This is a genomic window from Streptosporangium sp. NPDC048886, from assembly GCF_055586905.1.
This window is the reverse complement of the sequence record NZ_JBVJHH010000044.1, coordinates 1-22,982: the sequence shown is the minus strand read 5'-3', so window position 1 is coordinate 22,982 and position 22,982 is coordinate 1. Positions and strand designations below refer to the sequence as shown.

At 71.0% G+C, this 22,982-nt stretch carries 21 protein-coding genes; 13 read left to right on the top strand and 8 right to left on the bottom strand.

Translation table 11 applies throughout. The annotated features are described in order from the left end of the window. The first annotated feature begins 394 nt into the window (after window positions 1-394). The gene (locus ACZ6R6_RS39270; protein ID WP_470102015.1) at window positions 395-1,510 is read left to right on the top strand and encodes a globin domain-containing protein; all 1,116 of its coding nucleotides are present in this window, start codon (window positions 395-397) and stop codon (window positions 1,508-1,510) included. A 108-nt stretch (window positions 1,511-1,618) separates the two neighbouring features. Then, window positions 1,619-2,698, top strand: coding sequence for a WD40/YVTN/BNR-like repeat-containing protein (locus tag ACZ6R6_RS39265; protein WP_470102014.1), 1,080 nt, complete (start codon window positions 1,619-1,621; stop codon window positions 2,696-2,698). 142 nt (window positions 2,699-2,840) lie between these two features. Here the strand turns inward: ACZ6R6_RS39265 and thyX are convergent, their stop codons facing one another. The 3 genes from thyX to ACZ6R6_RS39250 all read right to left on the bottom strand — a co-directional run bounded on the left by thyX (window position 2,841) and on the right by ACZ6R6_RS39250 (window position 7,196). Then, window positions 2,841-3,566 carry an FAD-dependent thymidylate synthase gene (gene thyX / locus ACZ6R6_RS39260; protein ID WP_470102013.1) on the bottom strand — a complete coding sequence of 242 codons (726 nt, stop codon included), beginning with the start codon at window positions 3,564-3,566 and terminating at the stop codon, window positions 2,841-2,843. 210 nt (window positions 3,567-3,776) lie between these two features. Beyond that, on the bottom strand, window positions 3,777-4,937 hold the full coding sequence (locus ACZ6R6_RS39255) for an amidohydrolase family protein (protein ID WP_470102012.1): 1,161 nt from the start codon (window positions 4,935-4,937) through the stop codon (window positions 3,777-3,779). 117 nt (window positions 4,938-5,054) lie between these two features. Beyond that, window positions 5,055-7,196 (bottom strand): anthranilate synthase component I, encoded by a 2,142-nt coding sequence (locus ACZ6R6_RS39250; RefSeq protein ID WP_470102011.1) that lies wholly within the window; start codon window positions 7,194-7,196, stop codon window positions 5,055-5,057. 340 nt (window positions 7,197-7,536) lie between these two features. Between ACZ6R6_RS39250 and ACZ6R6_RS39245 the strand changes: the two genes are divergently transcribed. Continuing rightward, window positions 7,537-9,126, top strand: a complete 1,590-nt coding sequence (locus ACZ6R6_RS39245; RefSeq protein WP_470102010.1) for a CocE/NonD family hydrolase — start codon at window positions 7,537-7,539, stop codon at window positions 9,124-9,126. A 90-nt stretch (window positions 9,127-9,216) separates the two neighbouring features. Next, window positions 9,217-10,170, top strand: a complete 954-nt coding sequence (locus ACZ6R6_RS39240; protein WP_470102009.1) for a helix-turn-helix transcriptional regulator — start codon at window positions 9,217-9,219, stop codon at window positions 10,168-10,170. A gap of 13 nt (window positions 10,171-10,183) precedes the next feature. On the opposite strand, the gene ACZ6R6_RS39235 is transcribed toward ACZ6R6_RS39240, so the two are convergent. Beyond that, entirely contained in the window at window positions 10,184-11,104 is a 921-nt protein-coding gene (locus tag ACZ6R6_RS39235) for an SDR family oxidoreductase (protein ID WP_470102008.1), read from the bottom strand. A gap of 294 nt (window positions 11,105-11,398) precedes the next feature. Between ACZ6R6_RS39235 and ACZ6R6_RS39230 the strand changes: the two genes are divergently transcribed. After that, window positions 11,399-12,658, top strand: a complete 1,260-nt coding sequence (locus tag ACZ6R6_RS39230; protein ID WP_470102007.1) for an arginine deiminase — start codon at window positions 11,399-11,401, stop codon at window positions 12,656-12,658. 249 nt (window positions 12,659-12,907) lie between these two features. Here the strand turns inward: ACZ6R6_RS39230 and ACZ6R6_RS39225 are convergent, their stop codons facing one another. From ACZ6R6_RS39225 to ACZ6R6_RS39210, 4 genes are all read right to left on the bottom strand, one after another. Then, entirely contained in the window at window positions 12,908-14,281 is a 1,374-nt protein-coding gene (locus ACZ6R6_RS39225; RefSeq protein WP_470102006.1) for a GntP family permease, read from the bottom strand. A gap of 1 nt (window position 14,282) precedes the next feature. After that, entirely contained in the window at window positions 14,283-14,918 is a 636-nt protein-coding gene (locus tag ACZ6R6_RS39220) for a gluconokinase (protein WP_470102005.1), read from the bottom strand. A 241-nt stretch (window positions 14,919-15,159) separates the two neighbouring features. After that, entirely contained in the window at window positions 15,160-15,786 is a 627-nt protein-coding gene (locus ACZ6R6_RS39215) for an NAD(P)-dependent oxidoreductase (RefSeq protein WP_470102004.1), read from the bottom strand. Window positions 15,787-15,955: 169 nt separating this feature from the next. Beyond that, the gene (locus ACZ6R6_RS39210) at window positions 15,956-16,414 is read right to left on the bottom strand and encodes an SgcJ/EcaC family oxidoreductase (protein WP_470102003.1); all 459 of its coding nucleotides are present in this window, start codon (window positions 16,412-16,414) and stop codon (window positions 15,956-15,958) included. A 92-nt stretch (window positions 16,415-16,506) separates the two neighbouring features. Here ACZ6R6_RS39210 and ACZ6R6_RS39205 point away from each other — a divergent pair, with 92 nt between their 5' ends. From ACZ6R6_RS39205 to ACZ6R6_RS39170, 8 genes are all read left to right on the top strand, one after another. Beyond that, window positions 16,507-16,962 (top strand): MarR family winged helix-turn-helix transcriptional regulator, encoded by a 456-nt coding sequence (locus ACZ6R6_RS39205; RefSeq protein WP_470102002.1) that lies wholly within the window; start codon window positions 16,507-16,509, stop codon window positions 16,960-16,962. A gap of 234 nt (window positions 16,963-17,196) precedes the next feature. Then, window positions 17,197-18,414, top strand: coding sequence for an acyltransferase family protein (locus ACZ6R6_RS39200; RefSeq protein WP_470102001.1), 1,218 nt, complete (start codon window positions 17,197-17,199; stop codon window positions 18,412-18,414). Between the two features lie 120 nt (window positions 18,415-18,534). Next, entirely contained in the window at window positions 18,535-19,089 is a 555-nt protein-coding gene (locus ACZ6R6_RS39195) for a VOC family protein (protein ID WP_470102000.1), read from the top strand. Beyond that, window positions 19,089-19,730 carry a carboxymuconolactone decarboxylase family protein gene (locus ACZ6R6_RS39190; RefSeq protein ID WP_451933917.1) on the top strand — a complete coding sequence of 214 codons (642 nt, stop codon included), beginning with the start codon at window positions 19,089-19,091 and terminating at the stop codon, window positions 19,728-19,730. Before ACZ6R6_RS39195 ends, ACZ6R6_RS39190 begins: the two co-directional genes overlap by 1 nt. Before the next feature lie 130 nt (window positions 19,731-19,860). Next, entirely contained in the window at window positions 19,861-20,076 is a 216-nt protein-coding gene (locus ACZ6R6_RS39185; protein WP_470101999.1) for a DUF3311 domain-containing protein, read from the top strand. Window positions 20,077-20,080: 4 nt separating this feature from the next. Next, window positions 20,081-21,676 (top strand): monocarboxylate uptake permease MctP, encoded by a 1,596-nt coding sequence (gene mctP, locus ACZ6R6_RS39180; RefSeq protein WP_470101998.1) that lies wholly within the window; start codon window positions 20,081-20,083, stop codon window positions 21,674-21,676. 118 nt (window positions 21,677-21,794) lie between these two features. Beyond that, window positions 21,795-21,890 (top strand): putative leader peptide, encoded by a 96-nt coding sequence (locus tag ACZ6R6_RS39175; RefSeq protein WP_470101997.1) that lies wholly within the window; start codon window positions 21,795-21,797, stop codon window positions 21,888-21,890. A gap of 27 nt (window positions 21,891-21,917) precedes the next feature. Further along, complete coding sequence (locus ACZ6R6_RS39170) at window positions 21,918-22,823, top strand: TauD/TfdA dioxygenase family protein (protein ID WP_470101996.1); 906 nt, start codon at window positions 21,918-21,920, stop codon at window positions 22,821-22,823. Window positions 22,824-22,982: the final 159 nt, after the last annotated feature.

Below are 22,982 nucleotides of genomic sequence, written 5' to 3'. Positions count from 1 at the left end.
CAGGTCCTCCATCGTTGCCTGCGACGGCCCGCCCGGTCCTCGCACGGCGTCCGAGCCGGCCGGCAGGAGCCGGTCTCCCCGAGGCCCGAGGCGTGGGCCATGACAGGAATCCACAGAACGGGTAAACCGTCAACTTCGGGTAAATGCGATTCTTATTCACTTATCCCTTCGAATACAAGTAGCTCGGTCACAGAGAATAACAACACAATTACCGATAGTTGCAATTCCCGCTATATTATGGAGAAACGGTTGTGACGTGCACATGGTGATGGAAGACTCGAATTTGAGCGACCAGGTGTGCCGGGGCCGCTGGACGCTCGTCACCCGGAGCCGTCAGGGAGGTGGATCAGCATGATCGGACTTTGGTCCGATCAATTAGGGTGGGTTCGATCACATGTCTTTGAATCCGCGACTCGTCAAGGAGAGCTTCGCCGTCGTCGAGCCCGTCGCCGACAAGGCCGCGGCATACTTCTACGGCCGCCTGTTCGCCGAGAGCCCGCATCTGCGGGGGATGTTCCCGCCGGCCATGAACGTCCAGCGCGATCGCCTGTTCAGCGCCCTGACCAGGATCGTCTGGAGCCTCGACAGCCCGGGCAGCCTGTCGTCGTTCCTCGGGCAGCTCGGCCGCGACCACCGCAAGTACGGGGTGATCGCCGAGCACTACACCGCGGTCGGCAACGCGCTGCTTGCCACGGTCAGGCGCTTCGCCGCCGAGATCTGGACCGCCGAGATCGAGGCGGCGTGGGTCGCCGCGTACACCGCCGCCGCCGATCTCATGATCGAGTCGGCCGAGTCCGACTCGGGGGTCTCGCCCGCGTGGTGGCTGGCCGAAGTGATCGACCACGAGCTCCGCACGCCGGACATCGCAGTGATCACCCTGCGTCCCGGCCAGCACCTGCCCTATCTGCCGGGCCAGTACGTCAACGTGCAGACCGCGCGCTGGCCGCGTGTCTGGCGCGCGTTCTCCATCGCGAACGCGCCACGGGCGGACAACACCATCCGCCTGCACGTGCGGGCGGTCCCCGGCGGCTGGGTCTCCACCGCGCTGGTCGAGCACACCAGGATCGGCGACACCCTGATGCTCGGCCCGGCGGTCGGCTCGATGGCCCCCGCCGACTCCGGCCGCGACATCCTGTGCGTCGCGGGAGGCACCGGGCTCGCCCCGCTCAAGGCCGTCGTGGAGCACGTGATCGCCTCGGGGCGGCGGCCGGGCATCCACCTGCTGTGCGGCGCGCGGCACTCGCGGGAGCTCTACGACCTGCCCGACCTGATCCGGATGGAGTCGTCCTTCCCCTGGCTGAGGGTGCTGCCCGTGGTCTCCGACGAGCCCGGCTACGACGGCCTGCGGGGCCGGGTGCCCGAGGTGATGGAGCGCTTCCACTCCTGGACCGACCACGACGTCTACGTCTGCGGCCCGGCGGCCATGGTCAACGAGACCGTCCGCAGGCTCCAGCGGGGCGGGGTGCCCCTGGCCGACATCCGCAGGGACGTCGTCCACGGCGAGCCCTGAACGGCGTTCACGGCCCGGGGCGGGCGCAACCCACGGAGAGCCACCGAGATCCGGGCGGGGCACCTCATGAGATGACAGCATGAGGCCACATCCGAAGGGAGACCCGTCATGCACGACACGCTCCTCGCCATAGGCACCCGCAAGGGCCTGTTCCTGGCCCGCTCAGCTGGGGGCGGACCGTTCGAGGTCGAGCCGGTCCGCTTCTCCACCATCGGCGTGCACTCGGTCGCGATCGACACCTGCGGTCCGGTGCCCCGCATCCTCGCCGGGATCGAATACGGCCACTTCGGCCCCTCGGTGATGTGGTCGGACGACCTCGGCGAGACCTGGCAGGAGGCGGGCAAGGCCCCGATCGCCTTCCCCGAGGAGACCGGGGCGGCGCTCACCCGCGTCTGGCAGCTCCAGCCCTCCCCGTCCGAGCCGGAGGTGGTGTGGGCCGGGGCCGAGCCGGGGGCGCTGTTCCGCTCAGATGACCGCGGCGTCACCTTCTCCCTGGTGGAGGGCCTGTGGAACCATCCGCACCGGCCCCAGTGGGCGCCCGGTTTCGGCGGTCTGTGCCTGCACACGGTGCTCCTCCACCCGAGCGACCCCAAGACCATCGCGGTCGCGGTCTCCTCCGGGGGCTTCTACCGCAGCACCGACGGCGGAGTCTCCTGGGAGGCCGCCAACCAGGGGATCCGCGCCCCCTTCCTCCCTGAGGGGTCGCAGTACCCCGAGTTCGGGCAGTGCGTGCACAAGGTGGACATGCATCCGTCCCGGCCGGAGCGGCTCTTCCTCCAGCACCACTTCGGCGTCTACCGCAGCGACGACTTCGGCGGCTCGTGGACCTCCGTCGGCGACCCGCTCCCCTCCGACTTCGGCTTCCCACTGGTCGTGCACCCCGACCGGCCCGACACGCTGTATGTCTTCCCGCTCCAGGCCGACGTGGACCGTACGCCCGTCGACCACCGCTACCGGGTCTTCCGCAGCGACGACGCGGGCGCGTCGTGGCGGGCCCTGGCCGACGGGCTGCCCGAGGGCCCGGTCCACGCCGCCGTGCTGCGTGACGCGATGTGCGCCTCGGAGAGGGGGATCTTCTTCGGCACCCGCGACGGCGAGGTGTACGGCTCGCGCGACGACGGGGAGAGCTGGTTCTCCGTCGCCCGGCACCTGCCGGACGTGCTGACCGTACGCGCGGCGGCGCTCTGAGCCGGGCGCGCTCCGGCCGGGGAGGTCTCCCGATGGCCGGCCGCACCGGCCGGGAGACCTCCGACCCGGCCCTCGGCGCTCTCCGCGCCGGCCTCCCGGCCCCGCCCGCAGGAGATCGGGAAGGCCGGGGGCGACGGAAAGGCTAGGGAGCGCTCCGGCCGTTGGCGACGAAGGCCGCGTGGGTGAGGGGCATGAGCTCCGCCCAGGCGGCCTCCATCTTCTCCGCCACCATCTCGATCTCCCGCTGCGGGAACGAGGGCACCTTGGCCTGCTCGTTCTTGGTGCGCAGGGAGAGGAAGTGCATCAGCGAACGGGCGTTGCACGTGGCGTACATCGAGGAGAACAGGCCGACGGGCAGCACCGCCCTGGCCACCTCACGGGCGATCCCGGCCTCCAGCATCTCCTGGTAGGCGGCGTAGGACTGCCGGTAGGCCGCCTCCATCGCCTCGATCGTGATCTTGTGCTGCTCCTCGCTGCCCTCGACGAAGACGTATTTGCCCGGACGGCCCTCCTGGACCAGCTTCCGCTCCACGCCCGGCACGTAGAAGTGGGGCTGCAGCTCCCGGTAGCGACCGCTCTCCTCGTTGTAGGACCAGCCGACCCGGTGACGGTGGAACTCGCGGAAGACGAAGATCGGGGCGCTGACGAAGAAGGTCATCGAGTTGTGCTCGAAGGGGCTGCCGTGCCGGTCGCGCATCAGAAAGTTGATCAGCCCCTTGGACCGCTCGGGGTCCTTGTGGAGCTCCTCCAGGGACTGCTCCCCCGCGGTCGACACCCGCGCCGCCCAGAGCACGTCGGAGTCCGAGGCGCTGTGTTTGACCAGCTCGACGGTTACGTCGTCGAGAAAACGCGGCTGACTCAGGTCCATGGGCGCAGACCTTTCCGGTGACGGGGACGGGATCCAGGCAAGCCTAGCGCCGCCCCCGGCGGAGGCCGCGGGCGGCGCGGCGGAGCGGGCCCGGACGAGGCCGCGCGCGGCGCGGCGGACCAGGTCCGGACGGGGCCGCGGCGGAGCGGGTCCGGCGGGGCGGAGTGCGCCGGAGGACGGATCCCACGCGCCGCGCAACGGTGGCGCGGCCTACAGCCGGTAGAGCCGGCGGGCGTTGCCGGAGCCGATCAGGTGGGCCACGCGGGCCGCGTCCGGGACGCTCCACTCGTCGTCGGCCAGCCGTACGGCCAGCGCCCTGGCCAGGCTCCGCCGGTAGTACAGGGCGCCCAGGTGGCAGGTCTCGGCCACGCCGTGGCCGTCGGAGCCGAACAGCTGCTTGTGGAAGGGGACGAGCTCCAGCAGCTCCCCCATGACCGCGGCCGACCCCGCGGCGGTGCGGGTCAGCACGAGGCCGATGTCCACATAGACGTGCGGGAAGACGTTGGCCAGATAGGCCGCCTGGCGGTGGAAGGGGTAGCAGTGCAGCAGGACGACCGGCACGCCGATCGGCTGCAGCGCCCGGACGAAGCCCGTCATCAGCGCCGGGTCGGCACGGTGGAGGTCCAGGCCGGGATCACCGTAGCCGGTGTGGAACTGCAGCGGCAGGCAGCGCTCCCTGGCCACGTCCACGGCCGCCCAGAGCAGGTGGCGCAGCAGCACCGGATCGGTGAGCCGCGCGCCGGGGCGGGCCAGCCGCCGGCCGGCCGCCGCGATCACCGAGCCCCGGCCCGGCCGCGCGGGGTCGAAGTCCAGGCCGTGCCGGTAGGCGATGGCCGACTTGAGGCCGACGGCGCGGGCGGCGCCGTCGGCGAGCCCCTGACCGAGGGCGGAGATGTAGGAGACCGGGGAGGACGCCTTCTCGGCGACGTCCTGCTCGATCTGCTCGATCCGGATGATCTCGTCCGCCGCCGCGTCGCCCAGCCGACCCATCTCGGCCGCCGAGAGCAGTTCGGGGCCGTCGCGGCCGGTGTCGACCAGGAAGGCCACGATCCCGGCCGCGCGCAGCAGCCGCCGGTTCACCTCGGCGGGCCCCAGCTCGGTCCGGCGGGCCAGGTAGACGGCCGGCGGCGCGTGCGGGTCCAGGTCGAGGACCGGGGCGCACCAGCGGCGGACCGCGGCCCCGGCGGGGGTGTCGAAGTGGGTGGTGCCGGGTGGCGCCGGGGTCCCGGCCTCGGTGATCAACCTCTCGAAGCGGGCGCGGGTCAGGTCGTCGCGGCGGACCCCGCGGCAGTGGTGGTCGACCAGCGGCGCCAGCAGGGCCTCCCGGACCGGGCCGGGCAGCTCGACGGGCAGCGCGTCCCGCGGTCTCATGTCGGCTCCTCCCACGGCTGCGGGCGGGCCGGCCCGGCCGGCCCGCCCACGGTCCTACGGCAGGAGCACTCTATGGCTACCGAGCGTGATCTCGGGTGCCTTTACGCACGCGTGCCACTACGCAGAGGTACGGCAGAGCCGCAGGACGTTGGAGATGATCCTGGCTCCGGCTCCGCCCTCGGCGGTGAGAATGGACTCGGGGTGGAACTGCACCGCGAAGCGCCTGTTCGCCACGTCCTCGATCGCCATCACCGCGCCGTCGGGGGTCAGGGCGGTGGCGGTGAAGCCGGCGACCCCGGGCTGCTTGGCGTGGAGCGAGTGGTAGCGGGCGGCGGTGAACTCCTCCGGGAGCCCGTCCAGCAGGGCGCTGGCGCCGATCCGGCGCACCCTCCCGCGCTTGCCGTGCTCGGGGTGGGACAGCAGCTCCAGCGTGCCGCCGGCCTGCTCGACCATGCCCTGCAGGCCCAGGCAGACGCCGAACACCGGCAGGTCGCGCTCGTAGAGCGCCCTGACCAGCTCCGTCAGGCCGAAGTCCGACGGCCAGCCGGGGCCGGGTGACAGCACCACGAGCGACGGCGCGATCTCGTCGATCATGCCGACGGGGAAGCCGTGCCGGAGCGTGACGACCTCCGCGCCCTGCTGGCGGAAGTAGTCGGCGAGGGTGTTGACGAAGGAGTCCTCGTGGTCGACGAGCAGCACCTTCATCCCCTCGCCCGGCTGCTCCCGGACCGGCTCCGGCGCGGCCTGCGCCTGCGGGGCCGCGCCGACCGCGGCCAGGGCGCCGAGCAGCGCGCTGGCCTTGAGCTCGGTCTCCCGCTCCTCGGCCTCCGGGTCGGAGTCGAACAGCAGCGTGGCCCCGGCCCTGACGGTGGCGACGCCGCCGCGGATCTGCGCGGTACGCAGGGTCAGGCCGGTGTTCATCGAGCCGTCGAAGCCGATGTAGCCGACCGCCCCGCCGTACCAGCGCCTGGTGGTGGCCTCGTGGTCCTCGATGAACTGCATCGCCCAGGACTTGGGGGCGCCGGTGACGGTGACGGCCCACATGTGGGTGAGGAAGGCGTCCAGCGCGTCGAACTCCGGCCGCAGGCGGCCCTCGATGTGGTCGACGGTGTGGATCAGCCGGGAGTACATCTCGATCTGGCGGCGGCCGATGACCTGGACGCTGCCCGGCACGCAGATGCGGGACTTGTCGTTGCGGTCCACGTCGGTGCACATGGTCAGCTCCGACTCCTCCTTCACGCTGGACAGGAGGGTGCGGATCGCCTCGGCGTCCTCGATCGGGTTGCCGCCGCGGGCGATCGTGCCGGAGATCGGGCAGGTCTCGACGCGGTCGCCGCTGACCCGGACGTACATCTCCGGGGAGGCGCCGACCAGGTGCTCGCCCTCGCCGAGGTTGAACAGGAACTCGTACGGCGCGGGGTTGACCTGGCGCAGCCCCCGGTAGAAGGCGGCGGGGTCGGTGCAGGGGGCGTGGAAGACCTGGCCGGGGACGACCTCGAACAGGTCACCGCGGACGAACTTCTCCTTGGCCGCGGCGACGACCTTCGCGTAGGCGCCCTTCTCCGGGTCGGCGGGCAGCTCGACGGGGGCGGCGGGCAGCGGGACGCTCTCCCCCTCACGGGCCAGGCCGTGCGTGGAGGTCCCGTCCACGGTGAACTCGTAGCGGTATTCCTTGCTGGTCTCCCGCTTGCGGTCGATCACCATCACCCGGTCGGGCAGGTGCAGGACGAGGTCGCGCTGGTCGCCCGCCCGGGTGAGGACCTGCCGGACCGGCTCGAACTGGAAGGCCAGGTCGTATCCGAAGGAGCCGTACAGCCCCAGGTGCTCGTCCTCACCCTTGAACGCGGCGATGACCTCGCGGATCGCGGTGAAGACCGTGGGGCGGCGGCTGCGCATCTCCTCGGGGAGGATGTCCTCCGACTCGGCGACGTAGACCTCGACGTGGTCGGCGCTCACCTCCCCGGTGGGCTTGCCCGCGGCCAGCAGGCAGGACGTGACGGCCGGCAGCACGACCCTGCCCCGCGCGTTCAGGGCGCGGGCGGCGATCCTGCGGCCCCTGGCCACGATCTCCAGGCAGGGGTCGACGTAGGCCAGGTGCCACCGGCTGTAGCGGCCGGGATACTCCATCCCGGAGGAGAGCACGCCTCCGCGACGTTCGCCGAGCGTCGTGACGACGTCTTCGAGCACCGTCTCGGGCACATCTGACGCCGTGACCTCGACCTTGATGCCACCGGCGGTGGTATATCCGCTCGTCTCCACTTGCAGCCTCGCCCCTTTGTCATTACTTGTGCCCAGAGGAGGCGGACATGGAGAGGGCCGCCTGTCCGGGCGGCCGTCTGTGTGCTCGCGAATGCGAAACCTGCGCCGCCTAGAAGCGACGCCACCACTGAAGGGTGTCGGGGTATCGCATACCGCCCACAGTACCGGCGGAAACCGTGATCATGCAACGTGACCGGCAGGACGGCGATTCGCGGCCCGGCGCCGTGACCGGCCCGGACGTCCCCGCCGGACGGCGCGGCCCGCCGGGCGGGGACCGCATGACCGGGCTCACACCGGCCGCCTCTGGCCCACCCGGGGCGTGATCTGTTACGAGTGATGGATGCCCCCGTATCGCGTTCTTGTCCAGCGTGACCTGCCGGTGCCGATGAGCGACGGGGTCACGCTGCTGGCCGACCGCCACGTGCCGGTCGGCGCCGTGCGGCCGCCCACGGTCCTGGTCCGCTCGCCGTACGGCAGGCGCGGCGTGTTCGGGCTGGCCTTCGGCCGGGCGTTCGCCCGGCGGGGTTTCCAGGTCGTCCTGCAGAGCTGCCGGGGCGGCTTCGGCTCCGGCGGCCTGCTCGACCCGCTCGGCGACGAGCACGAGGACGGGCTGGCCACGCTGGCCTGGCTGCGCGGGCAGCCCTGGTACGGCGGGAGCCTGGCGATGCACGGCCCCTCCTACCTGGGCTACACCCAGTGGGCGATCGCCCCGTTCGCCGGTCCCGACCTGAGGGCCATGGCCACCTCGGTCACCGCCTCCCAGTTCCGCGACGCCGCCTACGTGGGCGGGGCGTTCGCCCTGGAGTCCTCGCTGATCTGGACCACGCTGACCGCCTCGCTGGAGACCCGGTTCGGCGGGGCGGGCGCGCTGCTGGCCCCCCGCAGGACCCGCCGCGCGGCGCTGTCGGGACGCCCGCTCGGGGAGCTGGACGTCCTGTCGGCCGGCAGGGGCCTGCCGTTCTTCCAGGACCTGCTGACCCACCACGCCGACCCGGCCCCTTACTGGGGCAGGCGCGACTTCTCGGCCGCGGTGGGCCGGGTGGAGGCGGCGGTCACCATGGTCGGCGGCTGGTACGACGTGTTCCTGCCGTGGCAGGTCAAGGACTACACGGCCATGCGGGCCGCCGGGCGGCGGCCGTACCTGACCATCGGCCCGTGGTACCACGCCGACGTCCGGCACGGCCGGGTGGCCAACGCCGACGCGCTGGCCTGGTTCAGGGCGCATCTGCTGGGCGACCCGTCGGGGCTGCGGGAGCAGCCGGTCAGGCTGTACGTCACCGGCGCCGACGAGTGGCGCGACTATCCCGACTGGCCGGTGCCGGGCATGCGGGAGCAGCGCTGGCACCTGCAGCCGGGCTCCGCCCTCTCGCCGGACAACCCCCAGGACTGCGGGCCCGACCGCTACCGCTACGACCCCGCGCACCCGACCCCCGCGCTGGGCGGCCCCGTCCTGCTGGGCAACTCCGAGCCGCGCGACAACCGCCGTCTGGAGGCCCGGCGCGACGTGCTGGTCTACACCGGCCCCGAGCTCCGCGAGGACACGGACATGATCGGGCCGGTCTCCGCCGACCTGTACGTCCGCTCCAGCGGCGAGCACGCCGACCTGGTCGTGCGGGTCTGCGACGTGCACCCGGACGGCGCGTCCTACAACGTGTGCGAGGGCGTGCGCCGCCTGTCGCCCGGCGCTCCCCCGGCCGGCCCCGACGGGGTCCGCCGCGTCCAGGTGGACCTGTGGCCGATCGGCCACCGCTTCCGGCGCGGCCACCGGATCCGCCTGCACGTGGCCGGCGGCGCCTACCCCCGCATCGCCCGCAACCTCGGCACCGGGGAGCCGCTCGGCACCGGCCGCGCGATGGTCGCGGCCGACCACGAGGTCTTCCACGACCCGGCCCGCCCCTCGGCGGTCGTGCTCCCCCTCGTCCCCGGATGAGCGGGCCCGGCCGACGGGGCCCGGCCGAGGGCGGCCCCGGGGCCGGGCCGGGGCGTCCGGCTCCGGGGGCGGGCGGGTTAGGGTCGGGGGGTGCGCGCCGCCAGGTTGATGTCGTTGGTGCTGCTGCTGCAGGCCCGGGGAGGCATGACCGCCGCGGAGCTCTCGCGGGAGCTGGAGGTCTCCGAGCGGACCGTCCACAGGGACGTGCTGGCCCTGGCGGAGGCCGGGGTGCCGGTATACGCCGACCGCGGCCGGGGCGGGGGATACCGGCTGCTGGACGGATACCGCACCCGCCTGACGGGGCTGGACCGCGCGGAGGCCGAGGCGCTCTTCCTGTCCGGCGTGCCGGAGGCCCTGCGGGAGATGGGTCTGAGCGAGGTGGCGGCCACGGCCCGGCTGAAGGCTTCGGCCGCGCTCTCACCCGGCCTGCGCGACGCGCCGGCGACCGCCGCGCAGCGCTTCCACCTCGACGCCCCCGGCTGGTTCGCGAGCGAGAGACCGCCGCCGGAGGCCCTGGCCCCGCTGGCCAGGGCCGTGTGGGGCGACCATCCGGTCACCGCCCTCTACCGGGGGGCGGAGCGGACGCTGGAGCCGTACGGGCTCGTGCTCAAGGCCGGGGTGTGGTATCTGGCGACCCGGTCGGCGATCTACCGGGTGGACCGCTTCGCCGGGGTCGAGATCCACTCCGGCCGGCGCTTCGAGCGGGACCGCGGCTTCGACCTGGCCGCGTTCTGGGGTGAGCGCGCCGCCGAGTTCGCCCACTCCCTGCTGACCATGCATGTCACCTTACGGCTCAGCCCCGCCGGCTGCCGCGGACTCCCCCACGTCGCCGACCCCGCGGCCCTCGACGACGCGCTGGCCTCGGCCGGAGAGCCCGACGGCCGGGGCTGGGTCACGCTCTCGCTGCCCGTGGAGTCGCTGGAGGTCGCCTACGCGCAGATCCTCCGGTTCGGCCCGGAAGCCGAGGTCCTCGACCCGCCCGAGCTCCGCGCCGACCTGGCCCGGGCCGCCGCGAAGCTGCACGCCCTGTACGGCCCGGCCTGACAGCCCCGGCCCGTCAGCGGTATCCGGTCGCGTCGGCGGGCCCGCCCCTGTCCTGGACCTCCACGAGGTAGCGCCAGGCGTCCGGCCGGCTGCCGTCGACGTCGGTGAAGCCGTACACCTGGGCCAGCTGCCCGCTGGAGAGAGACTGCCCCGACCAGCGGCCCCGGTCCTCGTCGGCCGCCAGCGCGACGACCGCGCGGCCGGTGTAGGCGGGCGACTCCGAGATCACGAAGTGCGGTTGCCGGGCGGTGGCGTCGCGCCAGTTGTCCTCGGTGACGCCGAAGTGCTCGAGCATCACCTCCGAGCGCAGCCAGCCGGGCGTCAGCGAGACCGCCGCGCAGCCGTGCGGGCGGAGCTCGTGAGCCTGGGAGAACGCCAGGCGGTTCACCGAGACCTTGGCCAGGTCGTAGAAGAACGAGACCCGGTAGTTCGCGGCGTTGTACTCCGTGGTTCCGTCGGTCACCTCGACGACCAGGCCGCCGGGGTTCCTGATCAGCAGGGGCAGGGCGTGGTGGCTGGTGATGAGGTGGGTGTCGATCGCCAGCCGGAGCAGCCGCAGGCCGTCCTCCAGCGGGTGCTCCCAGAGCGGGGTGTCCCACGCCGCCAGCGTCTCGCCGCCCCAGATGTCGTTGACGAGCAGGTCGAGCCTCCCCTGCTCGCGGTCGATCCGCTCCACCAGCTCCCGCACCCGCTCGGAGTCCAGGTGGTCGACCTGGATAGCAATCCCCTCCCCGCCCGCGCGCGTCACCAGCTCGGCGGTCTCCTCGATGGTCTCCGGGCGGTTCATCTCCGAGCGCCGCTCCCGGGTGCTCCGCCCGGTGCAGTAGACCGTGGCCCCGGCGCCGCCCAGCGCGACCGCGATCGCCCGCCCCGTCCCCCTCGTCGCCCCGGCGACCAGAGCGACCTTCCCCTTCAACTTCGGTGTGGTGTGCATGCCGACGATGCTGGCAAGAAAACAGGACATCCCATGTCATGTTTTCGCGGCCCGTTTCCTGTCAGGGACGGCGCGGCCGTTTCGCGCCGGGGACGGCGCGAGGGGTGGTGTTCAAAGCTCACATATAGGGGAAAACGCCAATATGTTCTTCGGCCGGCGGAGAGGATCACCACCATCGCGCTGACGGCCATCCGCCAGGGCCCACGGGGCAGCGGCCGATCGACCCCAGGTGTCGCCCCTCCTCGATGGACTCGATGGAACGGAGCATCACCGCATCACGGACGGAGACATCACATGACCACTCCAGCCTTCGGCGTGCACTCCGAGGTCGGCGCACTCCGCAAAGTCATCGTCCACCGGCCCGACATGAGCCTGAAACGGCTGACGCCGACGAACAACGACAGGCTGCTCTTCGACGACATCCTGTGGGTCGAGCACGCGCAGAAGGAGCACGACGCGTTCGTCACCGTAATGCGCGAACGCGGCGTCGAGGTGTTCTTCCACCAGGAACTGCTGGCACAGGCCCTGGAGGCGGCCCCCGAGGTGAAGCGGCGGGCCGTCGAACAGGCCGTCACCCATCTGACCGTCGGCCCCGCCCTGGTCGACGCCGTCCGCGAGGAGCTGTCCACCTGGAGCGGCAAGGACCTGGCGGCCCACCTGATCGGCGGCCTCACCAAGGAGGAGTTCGACGTCCGCGGCTTCGACACCCGCTCCCTGGTCGCGGCCTCGGCCGGCCTGCAGCAGTTCGTGCTCCCGCCGCTGCCCAACTCCCTCTACCAGCGCGATCCCGCCGCCTGGCTGTACGGCGGCGTCTCACTCAACCCGATGTTCTGGCACGCGCGGCTGCTGGAGACCATGAACCAGAGCACGATCTACCACCACCACCCCATGTTCACCGGCGCGGACTTCTCCTACTGGTACCCGCCGAGCGGCGACGACGCCGACTTCGACGAGGAGGACTACGGCAAGGCCGCGCTGGAGGGCGGCGACATGATGCCCATCGGCAACAAGACCGTGGTCATCGGCATCAGCGAGCGCAGCACCCCGCAGATGATCGAGCACATCGCCCTGGCGACCTTCGCCGCCGGCGCGGCCGAGCGCGTCATCGCGGTGAACGTCCCCAAGCGCCGCTCCTACATGCACCTGGACACCGTGTTCACCTTCCTCGACGTCGACAAGGCCTCCGCCTACCTGCCCTTCCTGGAGACGGCCACCACCCACTCGCTGCGCCCCGGCGACAGGGCCCGGACGCTGGACGTCCACGCCGAGAGGAGCTTCGTCGGCGCCGTCGAGGACGCGCTGGCCATCTCCAAACTGAACATCATCCCCACCGGCGGGGACGACAGCCAGCAGGCCCGTGAGCAGTGGGACTCCGGCAACAACTTCTTCGCCCTGGAGCCCGGCGTCGTCGTCGGATACCACAAGAACCAGTTCACCAACCGCAAGCTCCGCCAGCACGGTGTCGAGGTCATCGAGATCGAGGGCTTCGAGCTGGGCAAGGGCCGGGGCGGCACCCACTGCATGACCTGCCCCATCCTGCGCGACGGCATCTGAGACCCACCCACCGGCGACCGCGTGATCCGCCTGGATGAGCGCGGAAGACCTTCCGCCCGGGGAACTCGGCGGAGCACGGCGGACGGCGCCGGTGGGTCCTCAGGGCCCGTGACGCGCTCTGTCTGTCATCGTGACGCGCCCTGTTCCGAAGGGAGCGCTCCGCGTCGGCAGCTCGTGAGGGCGCGCGGGCTGTGACCGGGTGAAACTTCCCGGTCACAGCCCTGAACGGATGCCGCTTCCGAACACGGCCTAGACGATCAGGTCCAGCAGCAGGACCAGCACCAGGCCGGTCACCGAGATGATGGTCTCCATCACCGACCAGGTCTTGATGTTCTGGCCCACGGTGAGACCGAAATACTCCTTGACCAGCCAGAAGCCCGCGTCGTTGACGTGGGAGAAGAACAGCGAGCCCGACCCGATGGCCAGCACGAGCAGCGAGGTCTCCCCGGTGCCGAGGTTGGCCACCAGCGGCGCCAGGATCCCGGAGGCCGTGACGGTCGCGACGGTCGCCGACCCCGTGGCGAGCCGGATGAGCACGGCCACCAGCCACGCCAGCAGCAGCACCGACAGCCCGCCGTTCTCCACCCACCCGGCGATGAGCCCGCCGATGCCGGTGTCGATCAGTGTCTGCTTGAAACCGCCGCCGGCGGCCACGATCAGCAGGATGCCCGCGATCGGCGGCAGCGACTGCTCCAGGGACTTGGCGATCGACTTCTTGTCCATGGCGGCGCCGCCGCCCAGGGTGAACATCGCGACGATGACGGCGATCAGCAGGGCCACCAGCGGGGTGCCGAGGAAGTCGAGCGCCGCGCGGGCGGCGTTGTCCTCGGGGGCGAAGATGGCGGCCAGGGCCTTGCCCATCATCAGCACGACCGGTAGCAGCACGGTGACCAGGGTGGCGGGGAACGACGGTCGCCGGGCGTTCTCCGCCTCGGGCTTGGCGATGTAGAGGTCCGGCGCCGGGACGTCCACCCACCGGGCGGCGTACTTGGAGAACAGCGGCCCGGCGACGGCCACCGTCGGGACGGCGACCAGCACGCCGAGGGCCAGGGTGACGCCCAGGTCGGCCTTGAGCGCGTCGATGGCGACCAGCGGTCCCGGGTGGGGAGGCACGAGCCCGTGCATCACCGACAGGCCGGCCAGCGCGGGGATCCCCACCCGGATCAGGGACAGCCCGGAGCGGCGCGCGACGAGGAAGACGACCGGCATCAGCAGGACGAGGCCGATCTCGAAGAACATCGGCAGACCGATCAGCGCGCCCACCACGGCCATCGCCCAGGGCAGGGATCCGGGGCTGGAGCGGCCGACGATCGTGTCGACGATCTCGTCGGCCCCGCCGGAGTCGGCGAGCAGCTTGCCGAACATCGCACCGAGCGCGATGAGCGTGCCGACGCCGGCCGCCGTGCTGCCGAACCCGGTGGTGAAGCTGGTGATGGTGCCGGCCATCGACAGCCCCGCGATGGCCCCCACGGCCAGCGACCCGAGGGTCAGGCTCAGGAAGGGGTGCACCCGGAAATAGGTGATCAGCAAGACGATCAGCGCGATGCCGACGAGCGCCGCGGGGACCAGCCGGCCGGGGGAGGCCGTGGCGGGGGCGGCGAGGGCGATCAGGGCGGTGCTCATGTCACTCTCCTCGGTTTTCCGGGGTTTCGGCGTCCGGTTGCGGGCCGGTGGGGTCCGCGGCGCGCGACCGCCTCCCGGAGGACGGCACCGCGGTGTGTGACCACTCCTGGGAGGACGGGACCGCGGCGAGATATGCCTCCACGAGCTCCTCGACGGGCCTGCCGAGGTCGAGGACGATCCCGCCCTCGTCCGGCTCCAGCGGCTCCAGGGTCTCGAACTGCGAGGCGACCAGTGAGGCCGGCATGAAGTGCCCCGGCCGGCCGGCCACCCGCCTGCGTACGACCTCGATGTCGCCGGCGAGATGGACGAAGCCCACCGCGGGCGCCGAGTGCCGCAGGACGTCGCGGTAGCCGCGTCTGAGCGCCGAGCAGCTCACCACGCCACCGCCCGCGGCGTGCCCGGCGAGCCAGGAGCCGACCGCCCGCAGCCACGGCAGCCGGTCGTCGTCGTCGAGCGGGATGCCGGCCGACATCTTGGCGACGTTGGCCTCGCTGTGGAAGTCGTCGGCGTCCGCGAAGGGCACCCGCAGCCGCCGGGCGAGGGCGGCGCCCACAGTGGTCTTGCCCGAACCGGTCACGCCCATGACGACGAGCAGCGGGGCGGAAAGTGAGTCCGCCGGGTTTTGAGTGAGGTCCATGGGAAAGCCTCTCGTGTCGCGCTTTGCGACAGCGTGACACAGTGCCGCGGCGTCGAGCCGGTGGCCGCGGCCCTTGCCGCGAGATACGCCACCCCGGACAGTGCGGCGCGCTGACCGGCGCCGTCATGCAGATGGCCATGCACGGCAGGTCCGGCGATAAGGGCGGGCCGGCCCCTTCACCGCCACGGGAAGATGGCGGCGGGGGCATGACGGGCGACCCGCCGGCCCGGCCCTACCGTGGTCACGAGGAGACGGCGACGGGGACGCGGTAGGTGGCGCTGTTGTCGATCTGGTCGAGGATGTAGGCGGCCAGATCGGCGCGGGAGGTCCGGGGGCCGACGCCTGCGGTGGCGCCGATCGAGACGCGCGGGTGACCGCCGGCCGGCCCGTCGTTCAGACCGGTGGGGCGCACCGCGGTCCAGTTCAGGTCGGTCGCGGCCAGGAGCCGTTCCATGCGGGCCATGTCTGCGTACAGATGGCGCATGACGCGGTGCAGCAGGCGCCCCAGGAGACGCGTGCCCGGACCGGCGTCGGCCGGGACGGCCAGACCCGCCGAGGAGATCACGATCAGCCGTCCGGTGGCGGGCATCGCCGAGACGATCGCGGCGGTGCCGGCGGAGTAGACGGTGGTGGGCCCGCGCCCGGTGGCGCCGAGCGCGGAGATCACGACATCGTGGCCGGCCAGCGCCGCGCGGAGGGCGTCCGCCTGCAGCACGTCGGCGGCGCGCGAGGTGAGACGGGGGTGGCTCAGGCCGAGCACGTCAGGCCGGCGGGCGACGGCGGTGACCGTGTGCCCGGCGGCCAGGGCCTGTTCGACGATGATCCGGCCGGTGCGGCCCGTCGCGGCGATGACGGCGATGGACGCCATGGCGGACACTTCCTTCGTCTGGCGGGTCTGGACTGATGGGTTCCGGCCTGGTGAGGCCGGACCGGTGGGTCTGAACTGGTGGGACCGGTTTGGTGACGCCGGACCGGTGACGCCGGACCGATGAGGCCGGACCGATGAGGCCGGACCGGCGGGACCGGACTTATGGGGTTCAGTGGCGGGCCGAGGGCTTGGTGGCGGGCTGGAACTTGAAGGAGATGGCCTCCATCAGGCCCTGACGCCTGGTCTTCTGGATGGCGGCGATCCGCCAGTCGCCGTCGGCACCGCGGACGATCGTGTAGGTCTGGACCTTGCCCAGCTTCTTCGGCCTGTCCTTGTAGGTGTCGCCACGGGTGACCACGACGGCGGTGTCGGCGCCGTAGAAGCGGATGTCGACGACCTCCATGGCCAGCCGGGTGTCCTTGAGGAAGCTGTCGAACAGCACCTGGTGGGCGCGGCCGATCTCGGCGGAGCCGTGGTAGACGGTGCCGACGAAGGTGACGTCGGTGGCGTCAGGAGCGAAGGCCGCGCCGTAGGCGGCGCCGTCGCCGCGGTCCCAGGCGTCGCGGGTCCGCTCGAGCAGGGCGCGGATGGCGGCGGTGTCGGCCTCGACGTCGGTGATGTGGTTCATGATCCCCACCCTTCCATGATAGCTTCCTAAATGAAGCTTCTTCATTGGAGATTTATCTTCTCTAAGGAAGAGATTAGGGAGAGGGTCAACCGATGTCAACACCTGCGATGCGACCGGACGCCGGCGCGGTCTACCGGCGCTACCTGAGCGCGGTCATGCTGCACGGCCACGCCAGCGCCAAGGCCTGCGAGCTGGGCGCCACCGACCTGTACGCGCTCAACATCCTGGAGCTGTCCGGACCGATGACGCCCGGCGAGCTGGGCACGCGCACGGGATTGACGACCGGTCCGACCACCCGGCTGGTCGACCGGCTGGAACAGGCCGGATACGTGCACCGGGCCCCCTCACCCGACGACCGCCGGAAAGTGATCGTCGAGCCGGTCGCCAAGCCCGCCAAACTGGACGAGGTCATGGCCCCGGCCCGGCACAGGATCGGTGAGATCCTCCGCGGCTACTCCCCCGAACAGCTCGAAGTGCTCTTCGACTACTTCACCCGCGCCACCGACGCCTACCATGAGGCCACTGACGACCTGCGCACCGACGCCTGACCCCACACCTGGCCCCCGGCATCCGCCCCCGGCCCCCTGAGCTCTGAGCTCTGAGCTCTGAGCTCTGAGCCGGCAGAGGATCGCGGACCGGCGCGCGTCCGCGGGGCCTGGTCCCACGGCCGAGCGCTCCGGCCGGCGGATCCCGTCTCCTGGCCGCCGGATGGTCTGGCGCCCGGCGCCGGGCGGGCCGAGACTGGTCCTGTCATGCGCGGCGGCGGAGGCGGCGGAGGCAGGATGACGACGGAGCGCATCGAAGGGCCCCAGGCGGCGCGGCCGGGGCGACGGCCCGAACTGGACGCGATCCGCACCCTGGTGGTGGTCGGGCTGGTGTTCTTCCATTCGGCGCTGGTGTTCGACACGCGCGACGACTTCTACGTGAAGAACGCCGAGACCACCGAGGCGACCACGGTCGTCGCCGGTCTCGGCGTGGTGTGGGCGATGCCGATGCTCTTCCTCATCGCCGGTCTCGGCTCCTGGCACTCGCTGCGCCGGCGCGGCCCCGCCGGGTTCGCCGCCGAGCGGCTGCGGAGGCTCGGCGTGCCGCTGGTGTTCGCGACACTCACGATCATCCCGGTGCCGCAGTGGCTGCGGCTGCGGGCCGACCCCGGATACCACGAGTCCTACCTGCGATTCCTGCCGCGCTTCTTCGACGTGCACCTGGAGCCGGCCGAGTTCCCCTTCGTCGTGCAGGGCAGGTATTTCGAGACCGGGCATCTGTGGTTCGTGGTGCTGCTGCTGGCGTTCTCGCTCCTGCTGGCGCCGCTGGCCGGCCGGCTCCCCCGTGACCGCGGCCGCCGGATCCGCGACCGGCTGGCCACCGCGGCACGGCGGCGCGGCGCGGTGCTGCTGCCGGCCGTCCCGGTCGCGGCCGTCAGCGCGCTGCTGGGCCTGGAGGAGGCGTACGCCGGGTGGAGCCGATGGGCGTACCTGCTGTTCTTCCTGTACGGATTCGTGCTCGCCTCCGATGAACGGCTCCGGGCGGCGGTGCGCCGCGACGCGGTGCCGGCCGCCGTGCTCGGCCTGACCCTGTTCCCGATCGGCATGGTGGGCTTCCTGGCCGTGGGCGACACTCCCGGCGGGGACCCCTTCACGGACATGACCGCGCTCGCCATCGGCGTCCGCACGCTGTACGGCGCGGCGGGCTGGTGCTGGCTGGTCGCGATCACGGGACTTCTCGACCGCCGACGGCCGGCACCGGCACCGGCACCGGATTCGCCGCGGGGCCGGGGCCGACGGCTGTACGGCTATCTGGCCGTCGCCGCGTTGCCGCTGTACATCCTGCACCAGCCGATCGTCGTCGGAGTCGCCTACGGCGTGGTCGGCCGGCAGGCGCCGATGGCGGTCAAATACGCCGTGATCGTCGTAGCCTCCCTCGCCCTGACCGTGGCCGCCTACGACCTGCTGGTGCGCCGTACGAGGGTGACCCGGTCCCTGTTCGGGATGCGCGGCTAGGCAGGCCGTTCCCGGCGCCGGCCCCTCCGCGTGACCCTGCTGCCGCATTGCCGCTTCCGGCCATGTTTCGGGTGCCCCCACGGGTGATAAGTAACTCATTACTTCGACAAGTGAGGGGCCATGGGCGACAACACCGAGTTCGAGCTGCGCGGGGTCAACCATCTCGCGCTGGTGTGCTCGGACATGAAGCGGACGGTCGACTTCTACTCCGGCGTCCTGGGCATGCCACTGATCAAGACGATCGAGCTGCCGATGGGCTGGGGCCAGCACTTCTTCTTCGACTGCGGCGGCGGCAACGCGCTGGCGTTCTTCTGGTTCCCCGACGCCCCGGAGGCGGTGCCCGGCGTCTCGGCGCCGAAGAACCTGCCCGACCGCGGAGAACTGCTGTCGGCGGTCGGTTCGATGAACCACATCGCCCTCGACGTCGCTCCGGACAAGATCGAGGAATACCGCGACAAGCTGATCGCCAAGGGCGTCGACGTCGGAGTGCTCCTCAACCACGACGACAGCGAGTTCGGCATCGCGCCCGTGATGCAGGAGGGGGTGTTCGTCCGGTCGATCTATTTCAAGGATCCCGACGGGATCCTGGTGGAGTTCGCCGCCTGGACCCGCGAGGTCGGCCGGCCCGGCGACGTCCGCCACGAGCCCAGGACCGCGGCGGACAGGACCGTGTGATGCCGCGGCTGCGCCAGGTACCCCGTGACGAGGTGACCGATCCGCTGACACTGTTCTTCTACGACCGCCTGTTCGGCCCGGACCGGGACCCGGCGGCCGATCCCGGCACCGCGACCGGCTCCCCCGGCGACTGGTGGACGGTCTTCGCCCTGGACCCCGCCATCCTCAAACACTGCGTGAAGGGCTTTCAGCTCTATCGGGAGGCCGGGCTCGATCCCGTACTGCGCGAGCTGGGCCAGTCGCGGGCCGGATGGGCACGGGGGAGCCAGTTCGTCTTCTCCCAGCACTGCAAGCAGATGCGGGCGCTCGGGGTGCCGGACGAGAAGGTCCAGGCAGTGGCCTACTGGCAGGTCAGCCCATTTTTCAACGAGATCGAACGGGCCGTGCTGGCCTACACCGACGGTCTGGTGCTCGACGGCGGCCGGGTGCATGACGAGATCTTCGCGGTGCTCAAGGCCCACCTGTCCGACCAGCAGATCCTGGAGCTCACCTACATCACGTGCCTGTACGAAATGCATGCCACGATGTCAAGAGCGTTGCGTCTGGAATTCGACGACCGGCCCGAACAGGTCGTCGAAGTGGACGCTCCTGACGGCTACGGCACCCGCGACATCGCGGACGACCTCCATGTCGGGGGCTGACCTACCGTTCGTCGCGCCAACCACTCCGCTCGGCGATCGGTGACCGCAATGCAACGCTCGCATAATTACGCTGCCGGTCAGCTAAGGGGGCGGCTCTGGCCAGCCGCCTCCTCTCCAACTTGAGGAGAGCGTGTTGACCACTCCCGACAAGGATCGGGGCGATCGCAGTCCATGGAATTGGCTGTTGATCCTACCGATCATCCTACCTTTGCTGCCTTTTCTCTTCAACTTCGACGAGCCCCGGCTCTTCGGTTTCCCACGGTTCTACTGGCTCCAGTTCGCCTTCATCGCGGTCGGCGTCGTGTGCACCACGGTCGTCTACCAGATGACCAAGCGGAGGCGGTGACCCCGTGAGCGAACACCTGACTGAGATCATCATTTTCTCCGTGCTGTTCCTGCTCGTCAGCGGCATGGGCTTCGTGGCCGCGCGCTGGCGCCGCCCGGACAACCTGGCCACCCTGGACGAGTGGGGACTGGGCGGCCGGAACTTCGGCGCCTGGATCACCTGGTTCCTCATCGGCGGCGACCTCTACACCGCCTACACCTTCGTGGCCGTGCCCGCCCTGCTCTGGAGCGCGGGCGCGATGGGCTTCTTCGCCGTGCCTTACACGATCGTGGTCTATCCGATCGTGTTCCTGGTGTTGCTGCGACTCTGGTCGGTCTCGCACGTCCACGGCTTCGTGACCCCCGCCGACTTCGTCCGGGCCCGCTTCGGCTCCCCCACGCTGGCACTGCTGATCGCGATCACCGGCATCGTCGCGACGATGCCCTACATCGCGCTCCAGCTCGTCGGCATCGAGGCCGTGCTGAAGTCGATGGGGGTGACCGGCCATCTGCCGATCATCATCGCGTTCGCCATCCTGGCCGCGTACACCTACCAGTCGGGCCTGCGCGCCCCGGCACTGATCGCCTTCGTCAAGGACACGCTGATCTACATCGTGATCCTGGTCGCGATCTTCGCGATCCCCGCCCAGATCGAAGGCGGCTGGTCGGGGATCTTCAGCGCGGCCCAGGCCAAGTTCGACGCCACGCCCGCACCGGGTGACGGCATCCTGCTCAACGCCAACAACCAGCTGCAGTACATCACCCTGGCCCTGGGCTCGGCACTGGCCCTCTTCCTCTACCCGCACAGCATCACCGGCGTGCTGGCCTCGAGGAACCGTGACGTGATCAAACGGAACATGTCCGCGCTCCCGGCCTACAGCCTGCTGCTCGGCCTGATCGCGCTGCTCGGATACATGGCCATCGCGGCCGGGGTCAAGCCCATCGGCACCGACAACAACACGATCGTGCCCCAGCTTTTCGACAAGATGTTCCCCGACTGGTTCACCGGCGTCGCCTATGCCGCGATCGGCATCGGCGCACTGGTCCCCGCCGCGATCATGTCGATCGCCGCGGCGAACCTGTTCACCCGTAACATCTACAAGGAGTATCTGAAGCCGGACGCCGACGAGGCCGACGAGGCCCGGGTCTCGAAGATCACCTCGCTGCTCGTCAAGGTCGGCGCGGTGCTGTGCATCCTGTTCCTGGACACCGGCTTCTCCATCGACCTCCAGCTCATCGGCGGCGTCATCATCCTTCAGACGCTCCCGGCCGTGGCCCTCGGCCTCTACACCCGCTGGTTCCACCGCGGCGGCCTCATCGCCGGGTGGGTCGCGGGCATGACCGCCGGGATGCTGCTGCTCTACAACACCGGCAACCCGGTCACCGGCAAGCTGCACTTCGCCGGGTCGGCGTTCCCGCTGGAGAAGCTCGGCCTGGACACCAAGATGACCATCTACACGGGCGCCCTCGCCCTGAGCGTCAACCTGATCGTCGCCGTCGCCGGCACGTTCGTCGCCCGCGGCCTCAAGGCGGCCGAGGGCGACGACGCCACCCGGGCCGACCACTACCTCGCCGACGAGGGCGACCCCCGCCTCAAGGACCTCGACCTCACCACCTCCTGACCCCTGTACGGCCCGCCCCCGCGTAGACGGGTGCGGGCCGTACAGGGCCCGACCATAAAACAGGTATTTCCTACTTGATTAGTTGACAATTATCGACGGGGAGACCTACGTTGAACGTGTGACCTCCCGGCTGTATCTCACGACACGCCACCACGTGGACCTCTGCCGCGTGGCCAGCGCGCTGTGTCCTTCCGTCCGACCTCGATCCCCCTGAAGATCTTCGTCTGGAAGGAAGACCCCCATGTCATCCCCTGTCATCACCCCGGTAGCCGGTCGCATCGGCGCCGAGGTGAGCGGCGTCCGGCTCGGTGGCGACCTGCCCGCCGGGACCGTCGAAGAGATCCGCGCGGCACTGCTCCGCCACAAAGTGATCTTCTTCCGCGGCCAGGAGCACCTCGACGAACAGGGCCAGGTGGCCTTCGCCGGCCTGCTCGGCGATCTGACCACGGCTCACCCGACCGTGCCTGCGCTGCACCACAACGCCCACATCCTGGACCTGGACTACGGCAACGGTCAGAAGGTGGACCGCTGGCACACCGACGTGACCTTCGTCGACCGCCCGCCGCTGGCCTCGGTGCTGCGCGCCGTGACCGTCCCCCCGGCCGGCGGCGACACCCTGTGGGCCAACACGGTGGCCGCCTACGAGAACCTGCCGCGGGAGCTGGCCGGCCTGGTCGAGAACCTGCGCGCCGTCCACACCAACCAGTTCGACTACGCCAGAATCGCCACCTCCGCCGATCCCGAGCGGACCCGCCGATACGCCGAGGTCTTCGCCTCCACCGTGTTCGAGACCGAGCACCCCGTCGTCCGTGTCCACCCGGAGACGGGCGAGCGGTCGATCCTGCTGGGCGACTTCGCCAAACGCGTCGTCGGCCTGCCCGCGGACATCTCCGCCACCGTGATCCGCCTGATCCAGGAGCAGGTCACCCAGGTCGAGAACACCGTCCGCTGGCGGTGGTCCCCGGGCGACGTCGCGATCTGGGACAACCGGGCGACCCAGCACCGGGTCGTGCACGACTTCGACGGCCGGCCCCGCCGCCTGCACCGGGTCACCGTCGCGGGTGACGTCCCGGTAGGAGTGGACGGCCGCCCGAGCACGGCCCTGTCCGGCGACGCCTCGGCATACTCCTCGCTCGTCGCCGCCTGAGAGACCTCCCGATCCGGCCCGCCCGGTCTCCTCCGCCGGGCGGGCTTTCCGGAGAAAGGCCCAAGCGGAGGCCCGGGTGTCGGTCTCGGGTAAAAGTCCCCGGAAAACAGGAAAGGCCACCCCCGAAGGGATGGCCTTTCCACAAAAAATTGTCCGGCG

Bases quoted from the DNA above. Each gene is read 5' to 3' on its own strand.
- ACZ6R6_RS39195 (WP_470102000.1), top strand. From the start codon at position 18,535: ATGGGCGACAACACCGAGTTCGAGCTGCGCGGGGTCAACCATCTCGCG.
- ACZ6R6_RS39215 (WP_470102004.1), bottom strand. From the start codon at position 15,786: ATGGCGTCCATCGCCGTCATCGCCGCGACGGGCCGCACCGGCCGGATC.
- ACZ6R6_RS39235 (WP_470102008.1), bottom strand. From the start codon at position 11,104: ATGCACACCACACCGAAGTTGAAGGGGAAGGTCGCTCTGGTCGCCGGG.
- ACZ6R6_RS39265 (WP_470102014.1), top strand. From the start codon at position 1,619: ATGCACGACACGCTCCTCGCCATAGGCACCCGCAAGGGCCTGTTCCTG.
- ACZ6R6_RS39230 (WP_470102007.1), top strand. From the start codon at position 11,399: ATGACCACTCCAGCCTTCGGCGTGCACTCCGAGGTCGGCGCACTCCGC.
- ACZ6R6_RS39200 (WP_470102001.1), top strand. From the start codon at position 17,197: ATGACGACGGAGCGCATCGAAGGGCCCCAGGCGGCGCGGCCGGGGCGA.
- ACZ6R6_RS39170 (WP_470101996.1), top strand. From the start codon at position 21,918: ATGTCATCCCCTGTCATCACCCCGGTAGCCGGTCGCATCGGCGCCGAG.
- ACZ6R6_RS39210 (WP_470102003.1), bottom strand. From the start codon at position 16,414: ATGAACCACATCACCGACGTCGAGGCCGACACCGCCGCCATCCGCGCC.
- ACZ6R6_RS39190 (WP_451933917.1), top strand. From the start codon at position 19,089: ATGCCGCGGCTGCGCCAGGTACCCCGTGACGAGGTGACCGATCCGCTG.
- ACZ6R6_RS39225 (WP_470102006.1), bottom strand. From the start codon at position 14,281: ATGAGCACCGCCCTGATCGCCCTCGCCGCCCCCGCCACGGCCTCCCCC.
- ACZ6R6_RS39220 (WP_470102005.1), bottom strand. From the start codon at position 14,918: ATGGACCTCACTCAAAACCCGGCGGACTCACTTTCCGCCCCGCTGCTC.
- ACZ6R6_RS39245 (WP_470102010.1), top strand. From the start codon at position 7,537: ATGCCCCCGTATCGCGTTCTTGTCCAGCGTGACCTGCCGGTGCCGATG.
- ACZ6R6_RS39255 (WP_470102012.1), bottom strand. From the start codon at position 4,937: ATGAGACCGCGGGACGCGCTGCCCGTCGAGCTGCCCGGCCCGGTCCGG.
- thyX (WP_470102013.1), bottom strand. From the start codon at position 3,566: ATGGACCTGAGTCAGCCGCGTTTTCTCGACGACGTAACCGTCGAGCTG.
- ACZ6R6_RS39205 (WP_470102002.1), top strand. From the start codon at position 16,507: ATGTCAACACCTGCGATGCGACCGGACGCCGGCGCGGTCTACCGGCGC.
- ACZ6R6_RS39270 (WP_470102015.1), top strand. From the start codon at position 395: ATGTCTTTGAATCCGCGACTCGTCAAGGAGAGCTTCGCCGTCGTCGAG.